Source organism: Vibrio coralliilyticus (assembly GCF_024449095.1).
Lineage (GTDB): Bacteria > Pseudomonadota > Gammaproteobacteria > Enterobacterales > Vibrionaceae > Vibrio > Vibrio coralliilyticus_A.
In genome coordinates this window covers 2,938,351-2,963,452 of record NZ_CP024627.1, presented here as the reverse complement: position 1 = coordinate 2,963,452, position 25,102 = coordinate 2,938,351, and the positions used below count along the sequence as shown (strand labels likewise).

General features: G+C 46.7%; 11 protein-coding genes, 5 tRNA genes and 5 rRNA genes. 17 read left to right on the top strand and 4 right to left on the bottom strand.

Features of this window, described 5'->3' with window-relative positions:
• Positions 1-21: 21 nt before the first annotated feature.
• From CTT30_RS13920 to CTT30_RS13905, 4 genes are all read right to left on the bottom strand, one after another.
• Positions 22-483 carry a chemotaxis protein CheX gene (locus CTT30_RS13920; RefSeq protein ID WP_006963190.1) on the bottom strand — a complete coding sequence of 154 codons (462 nt, stop codon included), beginning with the start codon at positions 481-483 and terminating at the stop codon, positions 22-24.
• A 15-nt stretch (positions 484-498) separates the two neighbouring features.
• Positions 499-957: a zinc uptake transcriptional repressor Zur gene (gene zur / locus CTT30_RS13915; protein ID WP_239838671.1), complete on the bottom strand. Its 459-nt coding sequence runs from the start codon at positions 955-957 to the stop codon at positions 499-501.
• 166 nt (positions 958-1,123) lie between these two features.
• Positions 1,124-4,741, bottom strand: a complete 3,618-nt coding sequence (locus tag CTT30_RS13910; RefSeq protein ID WP_252035437.1) for a response regulator — start codon at positions 4,739-4,741, stop codon at positions 1,124-1,126.
• 21 nt (positions 4,742-4,762) lie between these two features.
• Complete coding sequence (locus CTT30_RS13905) at positions 4,763-5,800, bottom strand: response regulator (RefSeq protein WP_252035436.1); 1,038 nt, start codon at positions 5,798-5,800, stop codon at positions 4,763-4,765.
• 996 nt (positions 5,801-6,796) lie between these two features.
• Between CTT30_RS13905 and dusA the strand changes: the two genes are divergently transcribed.
• The 17 genes from dusA to CTT30_RS13820 all read left to right on the top strand — a co-directional run bounded on the left by dusA (position 6,797) and on the right by CTT30_RS13820 (position 25,050).
• The gene (gene dusA, locus CTT30_RS13900; protein ID WP_252035435.1) at positions 6,797-7,798 is read left to right on the top strand and encodes a tRNA dihydrouridine(20/20a) synthase DusA; all 1,002 of its coding nucleotides are present in this window, start codon (positions 6,797-6,799) and stop codon (positions 7,796-7,798) included.
• Between the two features lie 170 nt (positions 7,799-7,968).
• A complete protein-coding gene (pspG, locus tag CTT30_RS13895) occupies positions 7,969-8,178 on the top strand; it encodes an envelope stress response protein PspG (protein WP_006963183.1) in 210 nt (69 codons plus the stop codon).
• A gap of 90 nt (positions 8,179-8,268) precedes the next feature.
• Positions 8,269-8,943 carry a TIGR04219 family outer membrane beta-barrel protein gene (locus CTT30_RS13890; protein ID WP_252035434.1) on the top strand — a complete coding sequence of 225 codons (675 nt, stop codon included), beginning with the start codon at positions 8,269-8,271 and terminating at the stop codon, positions 8,941-8,943.
• 146 nt (positions 8,944-9,089) lie between these two features.
• The gene (locus CTT30_RS13885; RefSeq protein WP_239838676.1) at positions 9,090-9,320 is read left to right on the top strand and encodes a hypothetical protein; all 231 of its coding nucleotides are present in this window, start codon (positions 9,090-9,092) and stop codon (positions 9,318-9,320) included.
• A gap of 126 nt (positions 9,321-9,446) precedes the next feature.
• Positions 9,447-11,306 (top strand): assimilatory sulfite reductase (NADPH) flavoprotein subunit, encoded by a 1,860-nt coding sequence (locus tag CTT30_RS13880; RefSeq protein WP_252035433.1) that lies wholly within the window; start codon positions 9,447-9,449, stop codon positions 11,304-11,306.
• Positions 11,306-13,042 (top strand): assimilatory sulfite reductase (NADPH) hemoprotein subunit, encoded by a 1,737-nt coding sequence (gene cysI / locus CTT30_RS13875; RefSeq protein ID WP_252035432.1) that lies wholly within the window; start codon positions 11,306-11,308, stop codon positions 13,040-13,042. Before CTT30_RS13880 ends, cysI begins: the two co-directional genes overlap by 1 nt.
• On the top strand, positions 13,035-13,811 hold the full coding sequence (locus tag CTT30_RS13870) for a phosphoadenylyl-sulfate reductase (protein WP_004743371.1): 777 nt from the start codon (positions 13,035-13,037) through the stop codon (positions 13,809-13,811). Before cysI ends, CTT30_RS13870 begins: the two co-directional genes overlap by 8 nt.
• A 607-nt stretch (positions 13,812-14,418) precedes the next feature.
• A 16S ribosomal RNA gene (locus tag CTT30_RS13865) occupies positions 14,419-15,970 on the top strand.
• A 66-nt stretch (positions 15,971-16,036) separates the two neighbouring features.
• A tRNA-Ile gene (locus tag CTT30_RS13860) sits at positions 16,037-16,113 on the top strand.
• 42 nt (positions 16,114-16,155) lie between these two features.
• A tRNA-Ala gene (locus CTT30_RS13855) sits at positions 16,156-16,231 on the top strand.
• A gap of 277 nt (positions 16,232-16,508) precedes the next feature.
• A 23S ribosomal RNA gene (locus CTT30_RS13850) occupies positions 16,509-19,397 on the top strand.
• A 94-nt stretch (positions 19,398-19,491) separates the two neighbouring features.
• Positions 19,492-19,607: ribosomal RNA gene (gene rrf, locus CTT30_RS13845) — 5S ribosomal RNA — on the top strand.
• 317 nt (positions 19,608-19,924) lie between these two features.
• Positions 19,925-21,476 (top strand): 16S ribosomal RNA (locus CTT30_RS13840).
• Positions 21,477-21,565: 89 nt separating this feature from the next.
• Positions 21,566-21,641, top strand: a tRNA-Glu gene (locus tag CTT30_RS13835).
• Between the two features lie 2 nt (positions 21,642-21,643).
• Positions 21,644-21,719, top strand: a tRNA-Lys gene (locus CTT30_RS13830).
• 30 nt (positions 21,720-21,749) lie between these two features.
• Positions 21,750-21,825, top strand: a tRNA-Val gene (locus CTT30_RS13825).
• A 336-nt stretch (positions 21,826-22,161) separates the two neighbouring features.
• A 23S ribosomal RNA gene (locus CTT30_RS13820) occupies positions 22,162-25,050 on the top strand.
• Together the 16S, 23S and 5S rRNA genes with 5 tRNA genes alongside form the textbook arrangement of a ribosomal RNA operon.
• Positions 25,051-25,102: the final 52 nt, after the last annotated feature.

The following is a 25,102-nucleotide window of genomic DNA, read 5'->3' as shown; positions in this document are numbered from 1 at the left end:
TCTTTATCTGTCAGGGGCGTGTTATTCGAAACAAATTTCGATAAACGCGTTACCCCATTGAGATGTGAATGGCATGATGATGATCGCGCCTTCACATTTGTGGCGGATGGTGTGGCCCTTGCCTGATACTACGATTGGCGTTGCCATATCGAAATCGAAGCCGCTTTCGGAAAGGATGCGTTTTGCACCACCAGCGACCATGTTAGTGATTTCACCCACCATGTCGGTAATTTCGTCATTCAAACCGTTAGGGCGTTCACCTAACATGTTTTGCATAATTTCTAGAGCCAGATTTTCATCAAATGTGATAGACATAGAACCGCGTGTCTGCTGACCTACCATCCCAATTAAACCTGAAACATCACCGCGAGCAATTTCATCTTTTTTTACTCGAGGTTTCTGTGGCTTCAATTCCAGAGAAGCCATCGTTTTTAGAACGTTCATCAGAGAAGCTAAAAACGGGTTTACAAATTCAGCGCGCATAATCTTCTTCTATTCTTATTCCGTCTGTTCATTTGAACATGACTGACAAATGCCATGAGATTCAATCACGTGGTTTGTGATCGTAAAGCCATGTTTTTCTGCGTTATTTTCCAGTAAAGCTATCAAGCTCTCATCTTGGAGTTCAATAACATTACTGCATTTATCGCAAATCAGTAAATGTGAGTAGTGCTTATGAGCATTACAAGAGCTGCACTGAATAAAGCTATTGGTCGATTCAACACGATGGATAAACCCTTGCTCTAAAAGAAAGTCGAGTGCGCGATACACCGTTGGTGGTTTCGCTTGCGGTTCACTCTTTTTTAGCTCTTCCAATAACTCGTATGCGCTTGATGCTTTGGGGCTTGAACAAATGAGCTCAAAAACCCTTTTTCTTTGAGGCGTTAGTCTAACCCCTCGTGATGCACACATTTCTTCAATCTGCTTTATTAGCTTGTGGTCCAAATCTTTCACCATAACCATTGGACTTTAGTAATAATATACCATTTCTTGACGGATTTCGTTTATCAAGAGGCATTTTCTGATAATACAGTCAGTGAGTTAACCTATCTAATTGTGGTTACGGTAACTGGATCTGCTTTAAGTGCTATAAGTTACCTTATCTGTTAATAAAACGATACTGTTACGGCGCATTGGCATTACTGACTGTGTGCGCTCTGTTGGATAAAATCTCCTGGCCTAATTCGAAATCAAACTCCTCCAAGGCACTGTTGAGCTGGGTAAAATCAGATTCAGATAACCCAACTAATGAGCTTGACGTGATATCGTTTATGATCGAAAGGGCGTGGGTGTCGTTTTCATCCACGGCCTGCTTGAGCTGGTTAAATAGTGATTCATTGAACGTCTCTTCAGTTAAAGAGGGAGTTGGCTTTTCACTCGTTAGCTGACTGGAATGGATATTGTTGACTAAGGTAGCCAGTACTTTGATGACACGCTGGCGTAAGTCTCGATTTTTGCTGTCCTGTTCGAGTTCTTGACAAAGTTCATGCAGGGTCGTTGCTCCAATGTTACCAGCAACGCCTTTCAAAGAATGAATATTGCGTTGTCGTGTCGTGCTGTCTGCATCAGAGATGGCAATTTCTACCGCTTTGGGATCGGCATAAGTACTGGCAAAACGCAGAATGAGTCTGATGTATAAATCTGCATTCCCGCTGGCACGAGTCAATCCCGATGTTATATCGAGTCCAGTAATGTCGGGGACTTGCTTGGTGGGCTGCCCCTTTGCCATCACTAACTGTTGCGGATGTTTAGGTGTAATCCATTTTGCTAGGGTACTGAACATAGCGCCAACATCGATAGGCTTAGCGATAATGTCATTCATGCCTGCTTTTTTGGCTTTTTCTTTATCTCGCTCCATAACGTTAGCCGTCATAGCGATAATGGGGATATGTGGGTCGTCGAGCTTCTGACGAATGAACTCCGTGGCTTCATAACCATCCATTACAGGCATTTGGCAATCCATCAGGATGCCATCGAAGTCATGGCGCTTATAGAGATCGACAGCAACCTGCCCATTTTCAGCCACCATGACATGAACTTGCTGGCCTTCAAGCAGTTCAGTGGCCAGCTCTTGGTTAATCTCATTGTCTTCGACGAGCAGCAATTTTGCCCCAGCCAGTTGTTGAGCATTGGCGAGCTGTGTCTGCTCTTCTACATCGCTTCGGCTTACGCGACTGCCTTCAACGCCGTATAGCGTCACAATGGCATCGAAAAGATGTGAGGAGGTGACAGGTTTATCCAGAATTGATGGTGGTGTTAGCTGGCGCTGGATGAAGGCATCGGTTAGCTCTTCGCGGCCATAGGCTGTTAGCATTAAGAGTTTTGGCTGAGCTGGTTCCGCTAGTCTGCCCCACATGATTTCCGCTAAATCGATGCCGTCCTTGACAGGCATTTGCCAGTCCGAAATCACTAAATCATAAGGTTGTTCATTGGTGATCGCTGTTTCTAACTCATCCAGAGCGCTATCGACATTGGTGACGCAGGTGGTTTCAAACTGAAGGGATTGAAGAATGTCTTCTACGATCAATCGTGCGCTGGCATTGTCATCAACCACCAGAATTTTCAACTGGCCGAGTTCTTTCGGTACTAATAATGGTTCTTGCTTCAATGCATGACTAACGCCTAGTTGGACAGTAAAGGTGAAGGTAGAGCCCTTACCTTGCTCACTGGCCACATCAATATCTCCGCCCATCAGCTGACAAAGCTCTTTACTGATAGCTAGGCCAAGACCTGTCCCTCCATATTTGCGTGTGGTTGAGCTATCTGCCTGAGTAAACTTGTTAAACAGTTTATTGCATTGTTCCGATGTCATGCCGATCCCACTGTCAGACACAGAGAACTTGAGGGTGATATTGTCGCCTTCTTTTTTATCTAGAGTGATGCTGATTTTTATTTCACCTTGTTCGGTAAACTTGACGGCGTTGTTAGCCAAATTAATCAGGATCTGCCCAAGACGAAGAGGATCGCCGACTAAGGCGGTGGGCACATCGCGATCAATATGGATCAACAGTTCCAGTCCGCGCTCGGAGGCACGTAAACCAACGAGGTTAGAAATATTGTCGAGAACATTTTCCAGATGGAAATCGACGCTTTCGATATCCAGTTTACCCGCTTCAATTTTTGAGAAGTCCAAGATATCGTTGATCAAACCGAGAAGAGAATCGGCGGAAAGTTTTACTTTCTGGATATAGTTACGTTGCGCTTTAGAAAGGTCTGTTTTCAGGGCGAGATAGCTCATTCCGATAATGGCATTCATTGGTGTGCGGATTTCGTGACTCATATTGGCGAGAAAGTCCGATTTCGCTTTGTTTGCCGCATCGGCTTCATCTCTTGCCAGTGACAATTTATCAGCGAAACGTTCTAGTGCAGCATAGGACTTGTGGGCGAGTAAGCCAAGTAGCAGTAAGGTCACTACAAAGATAGCGCCACCGATAGCCAGATAGCGGGCAATGGCACCGGAACTTTCCACCGTATTGAGTTGTTCTTGATAGACAGGTTGAATGAAAGATTGTAATCGTTCGTATGTTTCTTCTAGCTGAGCGATTTGCTGTGAGGTAATACTGCGCGCTGAAGTTAATTGATTGAACAGAGTGTAGTAGCTGTTGGTCAGGGTTTGTATTTGGTTGACATTGATCTTTTCTTCATCGGTCGGCACTTGAGCTGATAGGTTATCGAGCAGACGCAGGGAATACTCAAGATAATCATTTACTTGGTCAGCAATCGCTTGTTGGCGCGTTGCTGAAAGTGACAATGAATAGTCGCGATCAAGTTGTTGTGCTTCACTGATCGAAGACTGGAGAACGAGTAAATTAGAGCTCACCGTCAGACGTTCACTGATGGCTATTTGAGTGCTAGAAACCGCTTGTTGCGATGTTCTGAGGATATCCTGAAGATGGTTACGCAAGTCGGTGGCTGAGCGCGCCATCTCATCACCAGAGCGATTGACTTGGCTGAGAATGCTTTGTTGAATTTTGTCGCCGATGTTGGACCAGCTTCTTAGTTGGACTAATGACGTTAAATAACGGTTTTTGGCGTTTTTAACCAGTGTCAGTTTGTTCATACTGGTTTGTTCGGTCAGTTTATCTTCCAGTAAGTTAATGAGCTGGTCGATTTTCTTCAACTCAAACTGTGCTTGGTTGAGCTCCTGCTGGTCTTTAGTGAGTACATATGACTTCTGATGGTTTTGTGAATTGGCAATTAAACCGACTAACCAGTGTGCTCGTATTGCGTTATCAGAATCTTCATCGACCTGATCGCGCAACGCTTCAATACTCACGATGCCATTTTCTACGAATTCTTCGTGCAGTTGTTGCAGGGCATCGATGGCATCAGCTGCTTGCTCGGCGACACTTGTCATTTCCTTACGTGTGGTGTTTTCGCTCTGGTTGAGTTGGATGTACTGGGTAAAATCTTGGCGATAATCGACAAGTGCATCTGTAATTTGTGCATCAATCCCATTGGCGATGGCGATCTCTGATAAAGCCTGTGCTTTATCTATTTGGTGGTAAATATCATCAGAGAGCTCATCTTGAGGCAGGCGAATATAGCTCTGTTCAAGCATTTTCACACTATCTAATGTTGATAATAGCTGGGCATTACCTGCATATTGCTCCACGGTCTCAAAGCGTTGATTGAGGCTCATCCATCCAATGCTGCCGACCACCAGCAACATGACAGAGGCAATGACAAAACCGGTAAGAATGCGCTTAGAATCGAGCGCATAGTCTTGTACTTGATTCATTCTCTACCTTAGCCGAAGCGCTTAAAATTCGTCTTTAAAGGACTCTTTGATTTTTAGGATTTCATCTAGTTGGCTGATGAAAATAGGCACTAAATTGGGGTCAAAATGCGCGCCAGCGCCTTCTTCAAGCAGCGCCACTGCCTCTTCAACAGGCCAAGCTTTCTTATAGGGTCGTTCACTGGTTAGAGCGTCAAACACGTCGGCAATCGCGACAATTCGGGCACTTAAAGGAATGGCTTCTCCTTGAGTGCCATGTGGGTAACCACTGCCATCCCATTTCTCATGGTGATACAGGGCAATTTCTTTCGCCATTTGCAGCAACAGCGAATCACTGTCTCCAATAATGTCAGCGCCGAAGTTGACGTGCTTTTGCATGACTGCCCACTCATCACCATCGAGTTTCCCTGGTTTACCTAGAATATGATCAGGGATGCCAATTTTGCCGATGTCGTGCATTGGCGAAGCTTGAAAAACCAGCTCTACCCAGCGTTTGCTGACATCCAGTTGCTCAGCCAGAATACGTGAGTAATGACTCATGCGGACAACGTGCATGCCTGTCTCATTGTCTTTGTATTCAGCGGCACGGCCCAAGCGTTGAATGATTTCAAGGCGACTGCGCTCCAGTTGTTCAGTCCGCTGTTTCACCTGAACCGATAACGCTAGATTTTGATCGTACAGTGCGATGTGTGTTTTTACTCTAGCTTTGACTATGGGTGGGCTGACAGGTTTGGTAATGTAGTCGACAGCACCAATCTCAAAGCCTTTTTGCTCGTCCATCACTTCCGCTTTAGCAGTCACAAAGATCACGGGAATATCGCAAGTGAGTGGGTTGGACTTTAGAATCGAGCACACTTCATAGCCATCCATTTCTGGCATCATGATATCGAGTAAGATCAAATGAGGTCGTGGAGAGCTATTGGCTATTTTGAGCGCTTTCGCACCGCTGGTGGCTGCCTTTATCTTAAATTCATCGGAAAGAATACCAGACAGAGTATGGATATTGTCTGGAATATCATCGACCACCAGTATGGTGGGTTTATCTAATGCTTCAGAGACCATAAGAGTAAATCCTTCTACTATGCGCTCTTAATATGTATCAACAGATAGAATAGTGAATATTTATAAATAGTTGCAGCGTTAATTAACCAACCAGATGATTCAAATTCATGAACAGTGAAGCATGTACAAGTTTGCCGATAAAGTCAGACTCAGGATTAGGAATGGTGAGCCTGCTGGTAAATAAGCTTAAGGGGATGTATTCAGATGTACATGTAGGTAGTTTTATTAATACTAGTTTAGAGTTTTCAGTTAGTTAATATGTGCTCATTTGTGTGCTGAGTAGTGTAATAGGTAAAAACATAGCTTTCTGCTTAATTAAGTTACATATGCGCTTGTGCTCTTATTGCTCTTACCGTATGGTTGATTCCGTCCCTAAACGGGATGATATGAAACTGTAACATTCATGTATCTTTCATTTAATTCAGATATTTATGCTGGCCGATAACTCCAAGGGCCAGCTTTTTTTTGCGTGGACCTTATGTAATCCAAGATGATTGAGTTCACATATTCGAAGTGGTTTATGTGGGGACGCGACTCTAAATCTAGGTGTAATACGCAAAATCGTGCGATGAATAACGAAAAAACCAATATGAAATTGAACTCATATTTAATTTTACTACGATAAAGATCCCTATGGGTAATTTATCAATCATTTCATATGCTTCATGGAACGGTGCTGGCCTTCAATTCATTTTCGGCCAGCATTTTTTTTGAAGTTTACTTTCTATTCTTGACTTGTTTTCCCCTTATCATGAGGACTGGTACATTAATTCAACGATATTGATGCTGTCACCGTCTAGTCCGAAAAGCGCCGCACAACGCTTATCCCTTCACTTTGAGACACTCTTTTCCTGAATGTTTTTTCTTGTCTGTGTATAATCCACCGATTATTTTTGACCACGCCACTTTGAAGCTCACGCTCTGGCAAAACTTGCTATTAGTTGTGATAGTGAATATTCATACATAGCAGTGGTATAAGATTTCGAGTAACACCTTATGAAACCTGACAATACTAGTAAATACGCGGCCAACCGCTTTTCCATTGCACCCATGTTGGATTGGACGGATAGGCATTGTCGCTACTTCCATCGACTGCTAACGAGCGAAACTTTGCTTTATACCGAGATGGTGACGACGGGGGCGATTATTCATGGTAAGGGTGATTTTCTGGCCTATAACCAGGAAGAACATCCGGTAGCACTTCAGTTAGGTGGCTCAAACCCTCAGGATTTGGCAACGTGTGCGAAATTGGCGCAAGATCGCGGCTACGATGAAATCAACCTCAACGTTGGTTGCCCGTCTGATCGTGTGCAAAATGGTCGTTTTGGTGCGTGTCTGATGGCAGAACCACAGCTGGTGGCAGAATGTGTCGCTGCAATGCGCGATGTCGTGGATGTTCCAGTGACGGTAAAAACTCGTATTGGTATTGATGATCAGGACTCTTATGAGTTTCTGACCGATTTTGTATCAATGGTTTCCGAGAAGGGGGGCTGTGAGCAATTTACTATTCACGCGCGCAAAGCTTGGCTTTCTGGTCTAAGCCCAAAAGAGAATCGTGAGATCCCACCGCTTGATTATCCACGTGCTTATCAGCTGAAGAAAGATTTTTCACACCTGACAATTGCCATTAATGGCGGTGTTAAGACACTGGAAGAGAGCAAGGAGCATTTGAGACATCTTGATGGGGTTATGGTAGGCCGTGAAGCATACCAGAATCCATATATTCTAGCGGAAGTTGATCAGCAGATTTTTGGATTAGATAAGCCTGTCAAGAAGCGCACTCAAGTTGTGGAAGAGATGTATCCGTACATTGAAAGCCAGCTAGAGAAAGGGGCATATCTTGGCCATATTACTCGTCATATGTTGGGTTTGTTCCAGAATATGCCGGGGGCGCGTCAATGGCGTCGTTATATCAGTGAAAATGCTCACAAGCCAGGCTCTGGCATTGAGGTTGTTGAGACAGCATTGAGTAAAATTCCTAAAGAATTGAATGTGTAAATTTTACCACTTAATAGTATTAAGTTGGTTTATTTTACCAATCAAGAAAATCAATAAAAGAGACGCCTGAAGAGGTGTCTCTTTTTATTTTGTTTAAAATCAAATTCTTATGTATTTTTCTTTAACTTGGCCTGCTTTCTGCTATGTGAAAGCTAACTAAGGAGAAAGATATGTTTGAACTCATCTTTGTATTGGTCTTTATTGCAACATTGTTGGTGACAGGTCTTACCATGTTCACGGTTTTTGCTGCGGCTGGGTTTGCTTTGATGGTCATGGTGCTACTCGGTATGGTCGGTGCGGTGATTAAACTGATTCCGTGGTTGATTGTTATCGCGGTGGGTATTTGGTTCTTTAAAAACTACGTGTACAGCCATCGTTAATCCACGCAGTAATTTGACATAAATCGTTGTGTGGGTGTGCTAGTATCGCTCTCATATCTCTAACCTCAATGAGCTCGGGAGCTAAAATAGATGAACAGATCAGCATTGGCAGTGAGCACTGCCGCTGTGATATCGATGGCAAGTTCAGCAGCAATGGCAGAAAGTTCTGTCGTTGCAAAAGTTGGGGCTGAAGCATGGTGGGTAGATACAGAAGTCAATGAAATCCGCCGTGATAAAGAAGTCACTCCAAGCGTTTATGCAGCGATCGAGCACGACATCAAATATGTGCCGAATGCACGAATCAGAACCACCAGTGTTGATAACGAGTTTATGGCGTTTGATAAGCTTGATCTCACGTTATATTACCAAGTGATGGAACATGAGCTGATGCATTTTGATGCTGGTATTACGTTCAGTGATATGAGTAATACAAAGTACAAGAATGCAGAAACAGGCCAAACTAAAGATTTTAATGAATTGCTGTGGGCCTTCTATGGTTACGCTGAAATCACAGTGCCAGACACGAACTTTGATATTATCGGTGAGATGAATTTCGGTGATAGTAGCGGTGTAAAAAGTACTGACTTAATGGCGGGCATGCAGTATCGAATGCCATTGAATAACTCCACGCTCACCTTCCGAGGAGGGTATCGTGTTATTGATCTTGAGTCCGATGAGTTTAAACCTACGTTGGAAGAGAGTACTTTAGGCAAACCTTTCATGATGGCGAACGGCTTCTTCGTCGGTGCTGAATACAGTTTCTAACGGAATTATTTTTCTAAAAACGCTGCGTAATATCGCAGCGTTTTTTTATGCCCATTAGTTATATTTTCACTTTTCTTTTAGCAGTTTTTTGTCTTTCGGCCATGCTTATTAAGGATTCTTATCAATAATTTTAGAGAAGGATTCTCATGACTATCAATGAGCTTAGAAATCTTTACCGAGAAAATCAGTTAGTTGAAGCCATCATTGAACCTTCAGCTCAGGAAGGAACATGGATTGTCGAGTTTCGCCACGCTCGCGGTGGCTTTGTGTTATTAACCGACTCCCATGGGGAAGAGTGTCACTATTTGGATCTGGATCTAGCATCAAAGTCTGCGATGGCTGTCGGTTTCAGACAGGTACGCGTTGAGGCGAAGTAAGCTTGCCTGCTTAAACTTTCGGCTTTCTTTAATTCCAAAAGTTATAAAACATTCATTTCTATTCTTTCTTGTTATTAAAGGGAGTGGTTAATCTATCATCACGCAATGAATAGGGATGTCGAGACCATGTCTTTAAACAAGAACGTGTCCTCTCAAGGAAACACACCACAAGAATTACCGTCAGTCGCTTCTCCTTTAAATGATCAACAACTGGATACGCTACAACAAACCGTCTCAGAACTGTCACCTCAACAGTTGGCGTGGGTCAGTGGTTATTTTTGGGGGCTATCACAAGTTCAACCTCAAACAGCAGGCGCTGCAGCACCTATCAGTCAGGCTGCTGCGGCTGTAGCTGCAAAACCAGCAGGCAAGCTTTCTATTATCTTTGCCTCTCAGACGGGGAACGCCAAGGGCGTTGCTGAAGCGCTTGAGCAAGAAGCAAAAGCTCAAGGCATAGCTGTCGAGCTGTTTGATGCTAGCGATTACAAAGGAAAAAATCTGGCGAAGGAAACGCACGTCATTATTGTTGCCTCCACCAACGGTGAAGGTGAAGCTCCAGATAATGCAATTGAGCTGCATGAATTCCTTCAGTCTAAGAAGGCACCTAAATTACCCAACCTGAAATACGGTGTGATTGGTCTGGGAGACTCGAGTTATGAATTCTTCTGCCAGACGGGTAAAGATTTCGATTCTTACCTATCTAAACTTGGCGCGACATCGTTTATTGAACGAGTCGATCTTGATGTGGACTATGAAGCGCTCGCTGCTGAGTGGCGGGCATCAGCGCTAGGGAAGGTCAAAGAAGCGCTCTCTTCTAATTCTGAGGCTGAAGTTGTACAGCTTCCAGTGGGTCAGGCTGCACTAGGTCATTCTCCATATAACAAGCAACATCCTTATACAGCGACGCTGCTTACGAACCAAAAAATTACAGGGCGTGATTCAGGCAAAGATGTACGCCACGTAGAGATCGATCTTGAAGGCTCGGGTTTAACATATGAGCCCGGAGATGCCCTTGGGGTTTGGTTTGAAAACAGCTCAGCTCTTGCAAATGCTATCCTGGCGAAAGTTGGGTTGTCTGGTGTTGAAAGTGTTGATGTTGATGGTGAGAGTATTTCCATCCACAGTGCGCTGGTAAGTAAGTACGAAATCACTTCTGCAAACCCCCAGCTTGTGAGCAAGTTTGCAGAGCTATCAGGTAGCAAGAAATTGCTCAAGTTATTGGAAGATAAAGACAAGTTACGCGAATACGCAACTAACACTCAAGTGGTTGATGTTCTGGCAGAAAAGAAAACCAAACTATCCGCTGAGGAACTTGTTGGATTGCTGCGCCGATTGACCCCTCGCCTCTATTCTATTGCTTCTAGTCAAAGTGAAGTGGATGAAGAAGTCCATCTTACAGTAGGCGTTGTTGAATATAACAAGGGAGATGAAAAGCGTTTTGGTGGCGCGTCTAGCTTCCTTTCTCATCGTTTAGAAGAAGGTGGTGAAGTGAAAGTGTTTGTTGAGCACAACAATAACTTCAAGCTACCTCAAGATGACAATACCCCAATGATCATGATTGGCCCAGGTACAGGTATCGCACCTTTTCGCAGCTTTATTCAAGAACGAGATAACCGAGATGCTGAAGGTAAAAATTGGCTGTTCTTCGGTGACCGTACCTTTACGCAAGACTTCCTTTATCAGGTGGAGTGGCAGAAGTACCTTAAGTCTGGAGTGCTAAATCGTCTTGATGTGGCATTCAGCCGTGACCAAGCAGAGAAAGTTTATGTGCAACATCGTATTCTGGAAAACGCTGAACAAGTTTGGCAGTGGATCCAAGAAGGCGCTTACCTCTATGTGTGTGGCGATGCAACCCGCATGGCGAAAGATGTGCACGAAGCCTTGATTCATGTTGCGGAGCAACAAGGCCAGCTATCACGCGATGATGCGGAAGAATTTATCAACGAACTACGTAAAGCGAAACGTTATCAAAGGGATGTGTACTAATGACTTTTTCTACTGAGAATAATAAGCAGCTTGTATTAGGCGAAGAGTTAGGAAAGCTTTCTGATAACGAGCGTCTAAAAACGCAAAGCAACTTCTTACGCGGTACCATTGAGCAAGAGCTACAAGACAGAATTACAGGTGGTTTTACTGCCGACAACTTTCAGTTGATTCGTTTCCACGGTATGTATCAGCAAGATGATCGTGACATTCGTAATGAACGTGCAAAGCAAAAGCTTGAACCTCTGCATAATGTTATGCTGCGTGCTCGTATGCCGGGCGGCATTATCAAACCGGATCAGTGGCTAGCGATTGATAAGTTCGCAACTGAGCACTCTCTTTACGGCAGCATTCGCCTGACTACTCGTCAAACCTTTCAGTTTCATGGGGTTCTTAAGCCGAATATTAAGTTGATGCACCAAACTCTAAACAGTATTGGTATTGATTCGATTGCCACAGCGGGTGATGTTAACCGTAACGTCTTGTGTACGACTAACCCAATTGAGTCAGAGCTACATCAAGAAGCCTATGAGTGGGCTAAGAAAATTAGTGAGCATTTGCTACCAAAGACTAAGGCATACGCCGAAATTTGGCTGGATGGCGAGAAAGTAGAGACAACAGAAGGTGACGAGCCAATCCTAGGTAAGACTTATCTTCCTCGTAAGTTCAAAACCACGGTTGTGATTCCTCCACAGAACGATGTTGATGTTCATGCAAATGATCTTAACTTTGTGGCGATTGGTGAGAATGGCAAGCTGGTGGGCTTTAATGTGTTAGTTGGGGGGGGGCTTGCAATGACCCACGGTGATACTTCCACTTATGCCCGTCGTGCCGATGACTTTGGGTTTGTTCCGCTAGACAAAACGCTTGATGTTGCAGCGGCAGTCGTTACCACTCAGCGTGACTGGGGTAACCGTTCGAATCGTAAGAATGCGAAAACCAAGTACACCTTAGATCGCGTCGGTATTGATGTGTTTAAAGCTGAAGTAGAAAAGCGCGCTGGTATTAAGTTTGCTGAAAGTAGACCTTATGAATTTACTGACCGCGGCGATCGTATCGGTTGGGTTGAAGGTATCGATGGTAAACATCACTTAGCACTGTTTATCGAAAACGGTCGTCTACTGGACTTCCCGGGTAAGCCTCTTAAGACAGGGGTTGCTGAAATTGCCAAGATCCATAGAGGTGACTTCCGCATGACGGCCAACCAAAACTTAATTGTTGCGGGTGTGGATAAAAGCCAAAAAGCCAAGATCGAGAAGATTGCCCGCGAACACGGTTTAATTGATGATAGTGTGAGTGAACAGCGCAAAAACTCAATGGCGTGTGTCGCTTTCCCAACTTGCCCACTTGCGATGGCTGAAGCCGAACGTTTTTTACCTCAGTTTGTCACTGATGTAGAAGCTATCCTTGAAAAGCACGGTTTACCAGAAGAAGACAACATCATTTTACGTGTGACGGGCTGTCCAAATGGCTGTGGCCGCGCTATGTTGGCTGAAATTGGTTTAGTCGGTAAAGCTCCCGGACGTTATAACCTCCACCTAGGTGGTAACCGAGCGGGTACACGCATTCCAAAGATGTACAAAGAGAACATTACCGATAAGCAGATTCTTGAAGAGATCGATCAACTGGTTGGTCGTTGGGCGCAAGAACGTGAAACGGGTGAAGGGTTTGGTGATTTTGCAATTCGTGCTGGAATCATCCAAGAGGTAAAAGTATCGATGAGGGATTTACATGCTTGATTCTGTCGCTTCTAAACCTCAGTTAGCGAAACTTCTCTCATTAACTAAGACGGAACAGATACTCCAGCTTGGCCAAATTAATGCAGAGTTAGAGCAGCTAACTGCACAGCAAAGAGTAGCTTGGGCTCTTGAAAACCTAGAAGGTCAATTTGCTGTTTCTTCTAGTTTCGGTATTCAGGCAGCGGTTATGTTGCACCTAGTTACTGAGCAAAAGCCTGATATCCCCGTTATCTTGACTGATACTGGCTATCTGTTTCCAGAAACCTATCGTTTTATAGATCAGCTGAGTGAGCAGTTGACGCTAAACCTCAAGGTCTATCGCGCAAAAGAAAGTGCCAACTGGCAGGAAGCGCGCTATGGCAAGTTGTGGGAACAAGGTATAGAGGGAATAGAGAAGTACAACAAACTAAATAAAGTCGAACCGATGAGGCGAGCTTTAGATGAGCTTGAAGTAGGAACTTGGTTCTCAGGTTTACGTCGTGAGCAATCTAAATCACGAGCAAGTTTACCAATCTTATCGATTCAAAATGGTGTGTTTAAGTTCTTGCCTGTGATCGATTGGACGAATAAAGATGTTCATTATTACCTAGAGCAAAACGGACTTTCTTATCATCCCCTAAGAGATGAAGGTTATCTATCCGTTGGTGATACCCATACAAGCAAAAAGTGGGAGCCAGGTATGAGTGAAGAAGAAACTCGATTCTTTGGATTGAAGCGTGAATGTGGTCTTCACGAAGACGATAGTGAGCAAGATGGTTCGGGGATTTAGTTTTTCCCTCTATATATAGATAAAAAGGCCGCGAGAGCGGCCTTTTTTTGCGTGAAAAACAGCGAATGTGGATAACTCTGTGTATATTTTGTTGGCTTAATTGGGGTAAAGTTGGATAAATAAGGCTTTGGGCGAAAGTTAGCCTGTTAAACGTTGTTTTTGCAGTTTTTTCAAAATAACGCTTGCCAATGTGAGCGCTATCTCTATAATGCCTCCTCGTCGACAGGGTAAGGGCTCACAAGGGTTCAAGCTAAATCGACAGGTTAACTAGCTAAGCGGAAACGCTTAAGAAAAAGTTTGAAAAAGTGGTTGACACTAAAACTTAAAACGCTAGAATGGCCGCCTCTTCCGAAGTGGTGAGAGCCGCAGTGAAGAGAAGCTCTTTAACAATATAAACCTATCAATCTGTGTGGGCACTCGTTGATGATAATCCAAATAGTTTCTTCGGAAACAATTTAGGTTTCAATGAAACGAAGTGACCATTCGAATTGGGAAGCAGCCTTGAGCTGTTTTGTTTTACTTTTTCAAAAGTGAAAACCAATAAGAGCACAGTCAATTCAAACATTACTTATGTAATGTTCAGTATTCATTGAGCCGACAAAATCTTAAATTGAAGAGTTTGATCATGGCTCAGATTGAACGCTGGCGGCAGGCCTAACACATGCAAGTCGAGCGGAAACGAGTTATCTGAACCTTCGGGGAACGATAACGGCGTCGAGCGGCGGACGGGTGAGTAATGCCTGGGAAATTGCCCTGATGTGGGGGATAACCATTGGAAACGATGGCTAATACCGCATAATAGCTTCGGCTCAAAGAGGGGGACCTTCGGGCCTCTCGCGTCAGGATATGCCCAGGTGGGATTAGCTAGTTGGTGAGGTAATGGCTCACCAAGGCGACGATCCCTAGCTGGTCTGAGAGGATGATCAGCCACACTGGAACTGAGACACGGTCCAGACTCCTACGGGAGGCAGCAGTGGGGAATATTGCACAATGGGCGCAAGCCTGATGCAGCCATGCCGCGTGTATGAAGAAGGCCTTCGGGTTGTAAAGTACTTTCAGCAGTGAGGAAGGTGGTAGTGTTAATAGCACTATCATTTGACGTTAGCTGCAGAAGAAGCACCGGCTAACTCCGTGCCAGCAGCCGCGGTAATACGGAGGGTGCGAGCGTTAATCGGAATTACTGGGCGTAAAGCGCATGCAGGTGGTTTGTTAAGTCAGATGTGAAAGCCCGGGGCTCAACCTCGGAATAGCATTTGAAACTGGCAGACTAGAGTACTGTAGAGGGGGGTAGAATTTCAGGTGTAGCGGTGAAATGCGTAGAGATCTGAAGGAATACCGGTGGCGAAGGCGGCCCCCTGGACAGATACTGACACTCAGATGCGAAAGCGTGGGGAGCAAACAGGATTAGATACCCTGGTAGTCCACGCCGTAAACGATGTCTACTTGGAGGTTGTGGCCTTGAGCCGTGGCTTTCGGAGCTAACGCGTTAAGTAGACCGCCTGGGGAGTACGGTCGCAAGATTAAAACTCAAATGAATTGACGGGGGCCCGCACAAGCGGTGGAGCATGTGGTTTAATTCGATGCAACGCGAAGAACCTTACCTACTCTTGACATCCAGAGAACTTAGCAGAGATGCTTTGGTGCCTTCGGGAACTCTGAGACAGGTGCTGCATGGCTGTCGTCAGCTCGTGTTGTGAAATGTTGGGTTAAGTCCCGCAACGAGCGCAACCCTTATCCTTGTTTGCCAGCACTTCGGGTGGGAACTCCAGGGAGACTGCCGGTGATAAACCGGAGGAAGGTGGGGACGACGTCAAGTCATCATGGCCCTTACGAGTAGGGCTACACACGTGCTACAATGGCGCATACAGAGGGCGGCCAACTTGCGAAAGTGAGCGAATCCCAAAAAGTGCGTCGTAGTCCGGATTGGAGTCTGCAACTCGACTCCATGAAGTCGGAATCGCTAGTAATCGTAGATCAGAATGCTACGGTGAATACGTTCCCGGGCCTTGTACACACCGCCCGTCACACCATGGGAGTGGGCTGCAAAAGAAGTGGGTAGTTTAACCTTCGGGGGGACGCTCACCACTTTGTGGTTCATGACTGGGGTGAAGTCGTAACAAGGTAGCGCTAGGGGAACCTGGCGCTGGATCACCTCCTTATACGATGATTACTCACGATGAGTGTCCACACAGATTGATGGTTTATACAGTTTAAGAGACGATACTGGGTCTGTAGCTCAGGTGGTTAGAGCGTTCGCCTGATAAGCGAGAGGTCGGTGGTTCAAGTCCACTCAGACCCACCAATCTTCCTCCCAGGAGATTGGCAACAGTATCGACACCTTGATGGGGCTATAGCTCAGCTGGGAGAGCGCCTGCCTTGCACGCAGGAGGTCAGCAGTTCGATCCTGCTTAGCTCCACCATCTTTAAGTGTTCTTGAAAAAGAATCTTTAAAAATGGTTCATTTATGAATCTAGCTCTTTAACAATTTGGAAAGCTGACGAATAACAACAATCCCCATCTCTATGAGATGCGTTGTTATTCATTGAAAAGTTCTCAAATCCTAAATCTTTATGATTTAGGTACCAACACACATTCAAGTGTTCTTGGAAATTTGAGTCCGGCAAAATCGAGTCTGCATCATGTTTAAATAATTGCAGACAACTTTGGTTGTTTAACAAAGACCCTTTGGGGTTGTATGGTTAAGTGACTAAGCGTACACGGTGGATGCCTTGGCAGTCAGAGGCGATGAAGGACGTATTAACTTGCGATAAGCCCAGATTAGGCAGTAAAAGTCATTTGAGTCTGGGATTTCCGAATGGGGAAACCCAACTGCATAAGCAGTTACTGTTAACTGAATACATAGGTTAACAGGGCGAACCGGGGGAACTGAAACATCTAAGTACCCCGAGGAAAAGAAATCAACCGAGATTCCGAAAGTAGCGGCGAGCGAAATTGGACTAGCCCTTAAGCTTTTAATGAGACAGGTGAAGGCTCTGGAAAGTGCCGCGATACAGGGTGATAGCCCCGTAACCGACATCTCATCATCAGTGAAATCGAGTAGGGCGGGACACGTGATATCCTGTCTGAATATGGGGGGACCATCCTCCAAGGCTAAATACTACTGACTGACCGATAGTGAACCAGTACCGTGAGGGAAAGGCGAAAAGAACCCCTGTGAGGGGAGTGAAATAGAACCTGAAACCGTGTACGTACAAGCAGTAGGAGCACCTTCGTGGTGTGACTGCGTACCTTTTGTATAATGGGTCAGCGACTTATATTCAGTAGCAAGGTTAACCATCTAGGGGAGCCGTAGAGAAATCGAGTCTTAACTGGGCGTCGAGTTGCTGGATATAGACCCGAAACCAGGTGATCTAGCCATGGGCAGGTTGAAGGTTGAGTAACATCAACTGGAGGACCGAACCGACTAATGTTGAAAAATTAGCGGATGACTTGTGGCTAGGGGTGAAAGGCCAATCAAACCTGGAGATAGCTGGTTCTCCCCGAAATCTATTTAGGTAGAGCCTCGGACGAATACTACTGGGGGTAGAGCACTGTTAAGGCTAGGGGGTCATCCCGACTTACCAACCCTTTGCAAACTCCGAATACCAGTAAGTACTATCCGGGAGACACACGGCGGGTGCTAACGTCCGTCGTGGAGAGGGAAACAACCCAGACCGCCAGCTAAGGTCCCAAATTACAGCTAAGTGGGAAACGATGTGGGAAGGCTTAGACAGCTAGGATGTTGGCTTAGAAGCAGCCATCATTTAAAGAAAGCGTAATAGCTCACTAGTCGAGTCGGCCTGCGCGGAAGATGTAACGGGGCTAAGCTGTAAACCGAAGCTGCGGCAATGCATTTTATGTATTGGGTAGGGGAGCGTTCTGTAAGCCGTTGAAGGTGAGTTGTAAAGCTTGCTGGAGGTATCAGAAGTGCGAATGCTGACATGAGTAACGATAATGGGGGTGAAAAACCTCCACGCCGGAAGACCAAGGGTTCCTGTCCAACGTTAATCGGGGCAGGGTAAGTCGACCCCTAAGGCGAGGCCGAAAGGCGTAGTCGATGGGAAACGGGTTAATATTCCCGTACTTCTTACAATTGCGATGGGGGGACGGAGAAGGCTAGGTGGGCCTGGCGACGGTTGTCCAGGTTCAAGTGCGTAGGCTTGAGAGTTAGGTAAATCCGGCTCTCTTTAAGGCTGAGACACGATGTCGAGCATCTACGGATGTGAAGTCATTGATGCCATGCTTCCAGGAAAAGCCTCTAAGCTTCAGATTGTAAGGAATCGTACCCCAAACCGACACAGGTGGTCGGGTAGAGAATACCAAGGCGCTTGAGAGAACTCGGGTGAAGGAACTAGGCAAAATGGTACCGTAACTTCGGGAGAAGGTACGCTCTTGACGGTGAAGTCCCTTGCGGATGGAGCTATTGAGAGTCGCAGATACCAGGTGGCTGCAACTGTTTATTAAAAACACAGCACTGTGCAAAATCGTAAGATGACGTATACGGTGTGACGCCTGCCCGGTGCCGGAAGGTTAATTGATGGGGTTAGACGTAAGTCGAAGCTCTTGATCGAAGCCCCGGTAAACGGCGGCCGTAACTATAACGGTCCTAAGGTAGCGAAATTCCTTGTCGGGTAAGTTCCGACCTGCACGAATGGCGTAATGATGGCCACGCTGTCTCCACCCGAGACTCAGTGAAATTGAAATCGCTGTGAAGATGCAGTGTACCCGCGGCTAGACGGAAAGACCCCGTGAACCTTTACTACAGCTTGGCACTGAACATTGACCCTACATGTGTAGGATAGGTGGGAGGCTTTGAAACCGGTACGCCAGTATCGGTGGAGCCGTCCTTGAAATACCACCCTTGTAGTGTTGATGTTCTAACTTAGACCCGTTATCCGGGTTGAGGACAGTGCCTGGTGGGTAGTTTGACTGGGGCGGTCTCCTCCCAAAGAGTAACGGAGGAGCACGAAGGTGGGCTAATCACGGTTGGACATCGTGAGGTTAGTGCAATGGCATAAGCCCGCTTGACTGCGAGAATGACAATTCGAGCAGGTGCGAAAGCAGGTCATAGTGATCCGGTGGTTCTGTATGGAAGGGCCATCGCTCAACGGATAAAAGGTACTCCGGGGATAACAGGCTGATACCGCCCAAGAGTTCATATCGACGGCGGTGTTTGGCACCTCGATGTCGGCTCATCACATCCTGGGGCTGAAGTCGGTCCCAAGGGTATGGCTGTTCGCCATTTAAAGTGGTACGCGAGCTGGGTTTAGAACGTCGTGAGACAGTTCGGTCCCTATCTGCCGTGGGCGTTGGAAGATTGAAGGGGGCTGCTCCTAGTACGAGAGGACCGGAGTGGACGAACCTCTGGTGTTCGGGTTGTCATGCCAATGGCATTGCCCGGTAGCTAAGTTCGGAATCGATAACCGCTGAAAGCATCTAAGCGGGAAGCGAGCCCTGAGATGAGTCTTCCCTGACCCCTTGAGGGTCCTAAAGGGTTGTTCGAGACTAGAACGTTGATAGGCAGGGTGTGTAAGCGTTGTGAGGCGTTGAGCTAACCTGTACTAATTGCCCGTGAGGCTTAACCATACAACACCCAAAGGGTTTTGATGGACTCAAAGCAAGAACAGATTGAATGTGTAAATACAGAACTTAAAAACAGCTTTCCAGATTAAAGAATTTGCTTGGCGACTATAGCGTTGTGGACCCACCTGACTCCATGCCGAACTCAGAAGTGAAACGCAATAGCGCCGATGGTAGTGTGGGGCTTCCCCATGTGAGAGTAGGACATCGCCAGGCTTTAATTTCGACTTTGCTTATTTACTAAGCAAGTCACCATAAGATTCTAAAAAAGTTTAGAGTTTTATGTTGACTTCAACAGTCAGTCGCGTATTATACGCGTCCTGCTTAGGTGCTAAGGCACTGAAAGCACAGCTCTTTAACAATATAAACCTATCAATCTGTGTGGGCACTCGTTGATGATAATCCAATTAGAAACTTCGGTTTCAAATTAGGTTTCAATGATACGAAGTGACCATTGAATCTTCGGATTCAGCACAGTCAATTCAAACATTACTTTATGTAATGTTCAGTATTCATTGAGCCGACAAAATCTTAAATTGAAGAGTTTGATCATGGCTCAGATTGAACGCTGGCGGCAGGCCTAACACATGCAAGTCGAGCGGAAACGAGTTAACTGAACCTTCGGGGAACGTTAACGGCGTCGAGCGGCGGACGGGTGAGTAATGCCTGGGAAATTGCCCTGATGTGGGGGATAACCATTGGAAACGATGGCTAATACCGCATAATAGCTTCGGCTCAAAGAGGGGGACCTTCGGGCCTCTCGCGTCAGGATATGCCCAGGTGGGATTAGCTAGTTGGTGAGGTAATGGCTCACCAAGGCGACGATCCCTAGCTGGTCTGAGAGGATGATCAGCCACACTGGAACTGAGACACGGTCCAGACTCCTACGGGAGGCAGCAGTGGGGAATATTGCACAATGGGCGCAAGCCTGATGCAGCCATGCCGCGTGTATGAAGAAGGCCTTCGGGTTGTAAAGTACTTTCAGCAGTGAGGAAGGTGGTAGTGTTAATAGCACTATCATTTGACGTTAGCTGCAGAAGAAGCACCGGCTAACTCCGTGCCAGCAGCCGCGGTAATACGGAGGGTGCGAGCGTTAATCGGAATTACTGGGCGTAAAGCGCATGCAGGTGGTTTGTTAAGTCAGATGTGAAAGCCCGGGGCTCAACCTCGGAATAGCATTTGAAACTGGCAGACTAGAGTACTGTAGAGGGGGGTAGAATTTCAGGTGTAGCGGTGAAATGCGTAGAGATCTGAAGGAATACCGGTGGCGAAGGCGGCCCCCTGGACAGATACTGACACTCAGATGCGAAAGCGTGGGGAGCAAACAGGATTAGATACCCTGGTAGTCCACGCCGTAAACGATGTCTACTTGGAGGTTGTGGCCTTGAGCCGTGGCTTTCGGAGCTAACGCGTTAAGTAGACCGCCTGGGGAGTACGGTCGCAAGATTAAAACTCAAATGAATTGACGGGGGCCCGCACAAGCGGTGGAGCATGTGGTTTAATTCGATGCAACGCGAAGAACCTTACCTACTCTTGACATCCAGAGAACTTTCCAGAGATGGATTGGTGCCTTCGGGAACTCTGAGACAGGTGCTGCATGGCTGTCGTCAGCTCGTGTTGTGAAATGTTGGGTTAAGTCCCGCAACGAGCGCAACCCTTATCCTTGTTTGCCAGCACTTCGGGTGGGAACTCCAGGGAGACTGCCGGTGATAAACCGGAGGAAGGTGGGGACGACGTCAAGTCATCATGGCCCTTACGAGTAGGGCTACACACGTGCTACAATGGCGCATACAGAGGGCGGCCAACTTGCGAAAGTGAGCGAATCCCAAAAAGTGCGTCGTAGTCCGGATTGGAGTCTGCAACTCGACTCCATGAAGTCGGAATCGCTAGTAATCGTAGATCAGAATGCTACGGTGAATACGTTCCCGGGCCTTGTACACACCGCCCGTCACACCATGGGAGTGGGCTGCAAAAGAAGTGGGTAGTTTAACCTTCGGGGGGACGCTCACCACTTTGTGGTTCATGACTGGGGTGAAGTCGTAACAAGGTAGCGCTAGGGGAACCTGGCGCTGGATCACCTCCTTATACGATGATTACTCACGATGAGTGTCCACACAGATTGATGGTTTATGTAGTTTAAGAGAACGAACATCCCCCAAGATGTTCAACTTAGTGTCCCGTTCGTCTAGAGGCCTAGGACACCGCCCTTTCACGGCGGTAACAGGGGTTCGACTCCCCTACGGGATACCATTGGGTCGTTAGCTCAGTTGGTAGAGCAGTTGACTTTTAATCAATTGGTCGCAGGTTCGAATCCTGCACGACCCACCATTCTTATCCACGAAGAATCAAAACTTATGTGGGCGATTAGCTCAGTTGGGAGAGCACCTGCCTTACAAGCAGGGGGTCACTGGTTCGAGCCCGGTATCGCCCACCATTCTCTAAGTATTTTTGGATTCAGATTTCCAAACCACTTCAGTAATACGTACGTGGTTGGATTTTTGCCGCTGAAAGTCTTTAGAAAATGTAACTTCCTTGTGAAGAAACATGCTCTTTAACAATTTGGAAAGCTGACGAATAACAACAATCCCCATCTCTATGAGATGCGTTGTTATTCAATTAAAAGTTCTCAAATCCTAAATCTTTATGATTTAGGTACCAACACACATTCAAGTGTTCTTGGAAATTTGAGTCCGGCAAAATCGAGTCTGCATCATGTTTAAATAATGGCAGACAACTTTGGTTGTTTAACAAAGACCCTTTGGGGTTGTATGGTTAAGTGACTAAGCGTACACGGTGGATGCCTTGGCAGTCAGAGGCGATGAAGGACGTATTAACTTGCGATAAGCCCAGATTAGACAGTAAAAGTCATTTGAGTCTGGGATTTCCGAATGGGGAAACCCAACTGCATAAGCAGTTATCATTATCTGAATACATAGGGTAATGAGGCGAACCGGGGGAACTGAAACATCTAAGTACCCCGAGGAAAAGAAATCAACCGAGATTCCGAAAGTAGCGGCGAGCGAAATTGGACTAGCCCTTAAGCCTATAATGCGTCAGGTGAAAGTTCTGGAAAGGTCTGCGATACAGGGTGATAGCCCCGTAACCGACAGCGCATTTTAGGTGAAATCGAGTAGGGCGGGACACGTGATATCCTGTCTGAATATGGGGGGACCATCCTCCAAGGCTAAATACTACTGACTGACCGATAGTGAACCAGTACCGTGAGGGAAAGGCGAAAAGAACCCCTGTGAGGGGAGTGAAATAGAACCTGAAACCGTGTACGTACAAGCAGTAGGAGCACCTTCGTGGTGTGACTGCGTACCTTTTGTATAATGGGTCAGCGACTTATATTCAGTAGCAAGGTTAACCATCTAGGGGAGCCGTAGAGAAATCGAGTCTTAACTGGGCGTCGAGTTGCTGGATATAGACCCGAAACCAGGTGATCTAGCCATGGGCAGGTTGAAGGTTGAGTAACATCAACTGGAGGACCGAACCGACTAATGTTGAAAAATTAGCGGATGACTTGTGGCTAGGGGTGAAAGGCCAATCAAACCTGGAGATAGCTGGTTCTCCCCGAAATCTATTTAGGTAGAGCCTCGGACGAATACTACTGGGGGTAGAGCACTGTTAAGGCTAGGGGGTCATCCCGACTTACCAACCCTTTGCAAACTCCGAATACCAGTAAGTACTATCCGGGAGACACACGGCGGGTGCTAACGTCCGTCGTGGAGAGGGAAACAACCCAGACCGCCAGCTAAGGTCCCAAATTACAGCTAAGTGGGAAACGATGTGGGAAGGCTTAGACAGCTAGGATGTTGGCTTAGAAGCAGCCATCATTTAAAGAAAGCGTAATAGCTCACTAGTCGAGTCGGCCTGCGCGGAAGATGTAACGGGGCTAAGCTGTAAACCGAAGCTGCGGCAATGCATTTTATGTATTGGGTAGGGGAGCGTTCTGTAAGCCGTTGAAGGTGAGTTGTAAAGCTTGCTGGAGGTATCAGAAGTGCGAATGCTGACATGAGTAACGATAATGGGGGTGAAAAACCTCCACGCCGGAAGACCAAGGGTTCCTGTCCAACGTTAATCGGGGCAGGGTAAGTCGACCCCTAAGGCGAGGCCGAAAGGCGTAGTCGATGGGAAACGGGTTAATATTCCCGTACTTCTTACAATTGCGATGGGGGGACGGAGAAGGCTAGGTGGGCCTGGCGACGGTTGTCCAGGTTCAAGTGCGTAGGCTTGAGAGTTAGGTAAATCCGGCTCTCTTTAAGGCTGAGACACGATGTCGAGCATCTACGGATGTGAAGTCATTGATGCCATGCTTCCAGGAAAAGCCTCTAAGCTTCAGATTGTAAGGAATCGTACCCCAAACCGACACAGGTGGTCGGGTAGAGAATACCAAGGCGCTTGAGAGAACTCGGGTGAAGGAACTAGGCAAAATGGTACCGTAACTTCGGGAGAAGGTACGCTCTTGACGGTGAAGTCCCTTGCGGATGGAGCTATTGAGAGTCGCAGATACCAGGTGGCTGCAACTGTTTATTAAAAACACAGCACTGTGCAAAATCGTAAGATGACGTATACGGTGTGACGCCTGCCCGGTGCCGGAAGGTTAATTGATGGGGTTAGACGTAAGTCGAAGCTCTTGATCGAAGCCCCGGTAAACGGCGGCCGTAACTATAACGGTCCTAAGGTAGCGAAATTCCTTGTCGGGTAAGTTCCGACCTGCACGAATGGCGTAATGATGGCCACGCTGTCTCCACCCGAGACTCAGTGAAATTGAAATCGCTGTGAAGATGCAGTGTACCCGCGGCTAGACGGAAAGACCCCGTGAACCTTTACTACAGCTTGGCACTGAACATTGACCCTACATGTGTAGGATAGGTGGGAGGCTTTGAAACCGGTACGCCAGTATCGGTGGAGCCGTCCTTGAAATACCACCCTTGTAGTGTTGATGTTCTAACTTAGACCCGTTATCCGGGTTGAGGACAGTGCCTGGTGGGTAGTTTGACTGGGGCGGTCTCCTCCCAAAGAGTAACGGAGGAGCACGAAGGTGGGCTAATCACGGTTGGACATCGTGAGGTTAGTGCAATGGCATAAGCCCGCTTGACTGCGAGAATGACAATTCGAGCAGGTGCGAAAGCAGGTCATAGTGATCCGGTGGTTCTGTATGGAAGGGCCATCGCTCAACGGATAAAAGGTACTCCGGGGATAACAGGCTGATACCGCCCAAGAGTTCATATCGACGGCGGTGTTTGGCACCTCGATGTCGGCTCATCACATCCTGGGGCTGAAGTCGGTCCCAAGGGTATGGCTGTTCGCCATTTAAAGTGGTACGCGAGCTGGGTTTAGAACGTCGTGAGACAGTTCGGTCCCTATCTGCCGTGGGCGTTGGAAGATTGAAGGGGGCTGCTCCTAGTACGAGAGGACCGGAGTGGACGAACCTCTGGTGTTCGGGTTGTCATGCCAATGGCATTGCCCGGTAGCTAAGTTCGGAATCGATAACCGCTGAAAGCATCTAAGCGGGAAGCGAGCCCTGAGATGAGTCTTCCCTGACCCCTTGAGGGTCCTAAAGGGTTGTTCGAGACTAGAACGTTGATAGGCAGGGTGTGTAAGCGTTGTGAGGCGTTGAGCTAACCTGTACTAATTGCCCGTGAGGCTTAACCATACAACACCCAAAGGGTTTTGATGGACTCAAAGCAAGAACAGATTGAATGTGT

Excerpts from the sequence above, each read along its gene's own strand:
- pspG (WP_006963183.1), top strand. The coding sequence starts at position 7,969 with ATGTTTGAACTCATCTTTGTATTGGTCTTTATTGCAACATTGTTGGTG.
- CTT30_RS13910 (WP_252035437.1), bottom strand. The coding sequence starts at position 4,741 with ATGAATCAAGTACAAGACTATGCGCTCGATTCTAAGCGCATTCTTACC.
- zur (WP_239838671.1), bottom strand. The coding sequence starts at position 957 with ATGGTGAAAGATTTGGACCACAAGCTAATAAAGCAGATTGAAGAAATG.
- CTT30_RS13890 (WP_252035434.1), top strand. The coding sequence starts at position 8,269 with ATGAACAGATCAGCATTGGCAGTGAGCACTGCCGCTGTGATATCGATG.
- CTT30_RS13885 (WP_239838676.1), top strand. The coding sequence starts at position 9,090 with ATGACTATCAATGAGCTTAGAAATCTTTACCGAGAAAATCAGTTAGTT.
- CTT30_RS13905 (WP_252035436.1), bottom strand. The coding sequence starts at position 5,800 with ATGGTCTCTGAAGCATTAGATAAACCCACCATACTGGTGGTCGATGAT.
- CTT30_RS13870 (WP_004743371.1), top strand. The coding sequence starts at position 13,035 with ATGCTTGATTCTGTCGCTTCTAAACCTCAGTTAGCGAAACTTCTCTCA.
- dusA (WP_252035435.1), top strand. The coding sequence starts at position 6,797 with ATGAAACCTGACAATACTAGTAAATACGCGGCCAACCGCTTTTCCATT.
- cysI (WP_252035432.1), top strand. The coding sequence starts at position 11,306 with ATGACTTTTTCTACTGAGAATAATAAGCAGCTTGTATTAGGCGAAGAG.
- CTT30_RS13880 (WP_252035433.1), top strand. The coding sequence starts at position 9,447 with ATGTCTTTAAACAAGAACGTGTCCTCTCAAGGAAACACACCACAAGAA.
- CTT30_RS13920 (WP_006963190.1), bottom strand. The coding sequence starts at position 483 with ATGCGCGCTGAATTTGTAAACCCGTTTTTAGCTTCTCTGATGAACGTT.